At 44.7% G+C, this 5,076-nt stretch carries 6 protein-coding genes; 5 read left to right on the plus strand and 1 reads right to left on the minus strand.

Features of this window, described 5'->3' with window-relative positions:
- The coding region (locus QZT80_RS25810) for an alpha-L-fucosidase (RefSeq protein ID WP_295129115.1) at window positions 1–761 on the minus strand (761 nt) is incomplete at its 3' end.
- A 624-nt stretch (window positions 762–1,385) separates the two neighbouring features.
- On the opposite strand from QZT80_RS25810, the gene QZT80_RS25815 reads away from it, so the two are divergent.
- The 5 genes from QZT80_RS25815 to QZT80_RS25835 form a co-directional block, all read left to right on the plus strand.
- Window positions 1,386–2,405 (plus strand): LacI family DNA-binding transcriptional regulator, encoded by a 1,020-nt coding sequence (locus tag QZT80_RS25815; RefSeq protein ID WP_295129117.1) that lies wholly within the window; start codon window positions 1,386–1,388, stop codon window positions 2,403–2,405.
- 701 nt (window positions 2,406–3,106) lie between these two features.
- Complete coding sequence (locus QZT80_RS25820; protein WP_295129119.1) at window positions 3,107–3,469, plus strand: hypothetical protein; 363 nt, start codon at window positions 3,107–3,109, stop codon at window positions 3,467–3,469.
- A 440-nt stretch (window positions 3,470–3,909) separates the two neighbouring features.
- Entirely contained in the window at window positions 3,910–4,068 is a 159-nt protein-coding gene (locus QZT80_RS25825) for a hypothetical protein (RefSeq protein WP_295129121.1), read from the plus strand.
- A gap of 69 nt (window positions 4,069–4,137) precedes the next feature.
- A complete protein-coding gene (locus QZT80_RS25830; RefSeq protein WP_295129123.1) occupies window positions 4,138–4,392 on the plus strand; it encodes an HTH domain-containing protein in 255 nt (84 codons plus the stop codon).
- Between the two features lie 481 nt (window positions 4,393–4,873).
- A partial coding sequence (locus QZT80_RS25835; protein WP_295129125.1) for a hypothetical protein occupies window positions 4,874–5,076 on the plus strand: 203 nt, incomplete at its 3' end.

The raw sequence follows: 5,076 nt of genomic DNA on the forward strand, positions 1-5,076 counted from the left end.
CGCAGGCGACTGTTCACCACCACACCCGGGCGCACCTGTTTGAGCATCATTTCAATATCATACGTCCATTTACCATTCTTCTTCACCGAATTATCCCAGGTACCATCAAACCAAAAACCTTTCACCGTTGGGTAGTTCGTAGCCAGTTCGCGTAGCTGGTTCTTCGCAAAGTCGAGGTAACGTGCAAATGCCACACTGTCGGCACCCGACTTAATATCATACCGCCAGTCGGGGTGATGCCAGTCGAGTACGGAATAATAAAGACTTACATCGATCCCTTCTGCATTATAGGCATCAATAATTTCCTTCAGGATATCTTTTTTGTAGGGCGTATTGGCAATCGTAAAGTCAGTGTATTTGCTGGGGAAAAGGCAAAAACCTTCGTGGTGTTTGGTGGTGATGGTCATGTACTTCACGCCCATATTCTTCGCCATTTTTGCCCAGGATTTTGCGTCAAAGCCTTTCGGATTAAACTGGTACATTAAAGAGTCCCAGGTAGCACTTGGAATGCGGGCGCTGGACTTGAGGAATTCCGCTGCATAGTTATAGGTTTTACCCTCCCAAATACCACCGGGTATGGCATAAAGTCCCCAGTGAATAAACTGGCCAAACCTGTTGCTACGCCATTTCTGCATAGCATCGTCCTGGCGTTTGCCAGTGTATTGCGCGCCATACTTTAACGCAATCGTATCTTTCGATACCTGCGCCGAGGCCACCTGTGCGCATAGGGCACAGGCAATCATTAAACTGCTTTTGAACATTCTCGTAATATTTTATTGTGTTTCGTATTGCCGTGTATTGCGGCTTATTTTTATCAGATCACTACCGCAAATTAGTGAAAGGCCGTTAAGCACCGTATACTTTTTTGCTCATGACTGGCGCTATTTTCGCTTATTGATGAACGGTTAATAAATGATCAGTAAGCCACCAAACATAGATCAGATCAGATCATGTAAAATAAGCCACCGCCTGGATAGGCAGCTGCGATTGATGTGACTACTCTTATGTGAACATTTTAAATACGGCAGCGCCGGCCGTTAAACAGACCAGGAACATAGACCGCATAAATATCTTAACTGGCTGCAAGATAATTGTGTTTACGACATAATGATAACGCGGGCACTGTTCCTGCATCGTAAGCACAGCGTAAACCCTTAATTACATCGATATACTAATTTTATCACTGTTAAAAACCACTGTTAAAAAAACACCAGCAAAGGGTAATATCCGCGGGTATTTACCAGGAAGGTGATTCCTGAAGCAGCAGTTCGCTACGGTGCAGTGTGGGCTTGTTGCTAACGCTTTAGCGATTACCTGAAAAAATATTAGAAACACTGCCAAAATGATATTATTTTGGTGACTTACTTCTTACAATAATGTGATCTATGGAAAAGAAGGCACCCACCATCAAAGAGATGGCGCGCACGCTTGGCATATCTGTGTCTGCCGTGTCCAAAGCGCTTAATAACCATCCCAGTATCGGGCTTTATACAAAAGAAAGAGTGGAACGGCTGGCCCAGAAGCTGAACTACGTGCCCAACCAGGCAGCCATTTATTTCAAACAAAAGAAAACCTGCACCATCGGCGTAATACTGCCGCACCTCACCGATCATTTTTACACCAACATCCTTTGCGGCGCCGAAATAGAAGCCATGAAGAACCAGTACAACCTCATCATGTGCCAGTCGTACGATTCGCTGGCGCGTGAAAAAGAACTGGTGTCGTTTATGCAGAAGAACCGTGTAGATGGTTTGCTGGTGGCAACCAGTAAGGAAACCGTGAATTTCAATCACTTTCAGGCACTGGAGGCGTGGAACATACCGGTAGTCCATATTGCGCGGCAGCCAAGGCAGCATGACAGCTACTGTGTGATCAGTAATGTACGTGATGGTGCCAAACAGGCGGTAGATTATTTCATACAACAGGGGCACCGCCACATTGCACATCTTAACGGCCCCGAAACCATGGCCACCAGCCGCGAACGGCATAGCGGTTATCTTGACGCACACCGCGCCTTTAATATGCCGATACATCCCGAGCTGATTAAACACACCGACTTTAGCCGCGACCGCAACAAACAAATACTGGATGCATGGATGCAGCAGGAAGACTATCCCACTGCGATACTTGCATTTAAAGATCTGATCGTACTGGAGATCATGAACCTGCTGAAGAAATACTATCCGGACAAAAAAGACCAGGTGAAAGTGATCGGCTTTGGCAACCATCAGTTACTACAGTACATGGACCATCCGCCGTGTGCCTCTATAGAGGAACAACCAGCACTATTAGGGCAAAAAGCCGTTAATCTTCTACTGGATTTAATGCCAAGGATGGACGACAAGCCTGCCTACCATACCATTGCGCTGGACTGCAAATTAGTACCGTACGAAAGCATAGTGTAATAAAACAATTGACAATCAATAGATTACGGATTTCCAGCCTACTTCGCCGCCCTATTTGGTTAACAAATAATTAACAAATACATATTGATAAATAAACATAACTTGTGCATCTGCATTTATAAAATCCACAATATTAAAGCAGGCCGGTTATCACCCGTTTGCTTACTGAACACAAACAGCTGCCTTCAGGCGGCTGTTTTCATTTTAGCCAGCAGCAACGCTTAACGAGTACTTAACAGCCACTTCCCGCTACAGGAGTGCATTCGCAAAGCTCAATACGGCTAGTTCCCACACAGTCCTGTAAATTCGGGCCGCGATGCCACACTCGCCTCCGCTTAACAACCCATTAACAAAGAAGTGCCAAAATAAATGCTACTATTGTTCACCGGTTTGGCATAAAACGCCCGGCCGGTTTAAGCTCTTTTTTCCAGGTTAACTATTACTTTATTGCAGCCATTTACCTTAAGGTGAATGGTTGCTTTTTTTGTAAAGCCGCTGCAAACAGGCGGCGTTGGCTGGAGCGAAGCTATTAACCGTAACCCGTACATACTGATATCAACCAAAAGTGCCCGCTAAGTAACAAAGGGCTGTATTTGAATTGCTATTATCCTTAAGAACGCCATGGGAGCCGTGTGCAACAGAAGCACTGAAGAGGGAACGGCTGCCACATTACGATTTAGCTCAGGCATAAACAACATAGCATGCAAATTAACATCCGCAAGGAACTAACCTATGGCGAAAAGAACAAGGCTATACCGGCTTTTGCCCGCCACTTCTACGTTTACATTATGACAGACGATGCTCATTCGCTGCTGTTCGTAGGGCTTACAAATAATCTTAGCCGCGACGTAGAGATGCACCGCAGAGGCCAGATAGAGGAACTACCTGAAGGCATTAATATGGAGAAACTGGTATACCTGGAATATTACGAAGGCTTATCAGACGGTATTGGACGAAGGAATGAAATTTTTAACGACACGCTCATCAACCAGGTTAGCCTCATTTTGTCTGCCAACCCAAGCTGGGAGGACTTAACGCCAGGTCTGGACCAAACTATGCAATAGAGATGCATTTACCACTGCGAAGGCGTTGCATTCCCATTCCTTAATTTCAGCGGATGAAATCAAGGCGCAGCAACCTGCGCTTTTAGCGAAGACATAACAATGCGGCAGCAGAAAAGCCGCAGACCTATATTATAAAGCTTAGACAAACCGTCAGTTAACTGTATCAACCCTGCAGTGTGTATGATAGTGAGCATATGTTTGGAAAAGGTACCCCTTGTTCTGCGTATGTTTTTTTGACAATGTAGAAGAGACACAATAACTGGTTACATTTTATATGATGTTAGTTACCCATACTCCATTAGCAGAAAGACTGTTTCGCCAACAGCCCTGTACATCATTGTGTATTATCCAATTGCATATACGATACATTGTTTTTTTTCACCCCGGCTACCGGACGTGTTTATCAGTCTTTAACCGGTATTTATTTTAAACAGATACACATGACACATCAAACCATTCATCCGAAAATCAATCCGGCTTACAACAGTCCGCCGGCGATGAGCAGTACTGCAAGGCGGGCATGTTACCGCTGCGACGAGGTTGCAACGGTACAGAAAAAAGGCGCGGGTTTATTAAACTTCCATCAATCCTGCACCTGATTTTAACCACCTTAAAAGCTTGCGTTATGAGTAACTTATTTTTCATTGGCCACTATTAACCCCCTATATATGCCAAAGCGATATTTTGAACGACTCCAGACAATTGATTACCTGATACGGATCAAAGGAACCGGCAAACCTGCCCAGTTAGCCAAACGGCTGCGTATTTCTGAACGTACCCTGTACGAATTCCTGAAGATGATGAGGGAATTGGGGGCACCTATCGAATACGACCGTTATAAGGAAAGTTATTACTATTCCGAGAAGGGAGGCTTTAACATACAGTTTAATAAAACACTGGGCACGATGGGCATTACACCATAGCTATTAAGCTAGTGAAAACGCGCTACCATTGAGATCCTTAAACTTTGTACAGATGCAGGGGCAGGCAGTTTTATGCCTGCCTTTGTCGTGGCAACAACATTCCCTACCCTACCTGATTAACAAATAATTAACGCCAAATCCCTGCATAACGACTTTACTTTACACCCGTAAAAACACCCCCGATTTAGCCAGCAATTTATCCGAACAATGTATAACCGACGTGGGCATAATAGCCTGCGGCATTTCAATATCATTTATTCAATAACTGAAACTGTATATCCATATGCTGATAACGGCTAAGGGTTCGCATTAAATCATATTAAGCATGTTTTTTAATATCCATCAGGAAATACCCCCAAAAAAGCGTGTAACATCACCCTTAAGGAGATAAGCCGGGAACTTAAACCCGGTGGAGAAGGCAGGTGGCAAACAGCCGCCTGCTTTTTTCCACGCTTCGTACGACATTTACAAACCCACCTCTATGAAATCGATACATCCCCCCGACACCAGGCTATTTGTAGCCACCTCCAAAGAAGAAATGAGTGAGGCCCTCCACGTGCTTGTAGATACGCTGCAAGGCGGAGATAGTGGCTTTGTTGTATATACAGGCAACACCTGCAGTTACCTGTTGGAACTTAAACGTATTCCCTTTGACGCAGGTAGAAAAGGAACTATTGATAATGA

Source organism: uncultured Chitinophaga sp., assembly GCF_902168175.1.
Taxonomy (GTDB): domain Bacteria; phylum Bacteroidota; class Bacteroidia; order Chitinophagales; family Chitinophagaceae; genus Chitinophaga.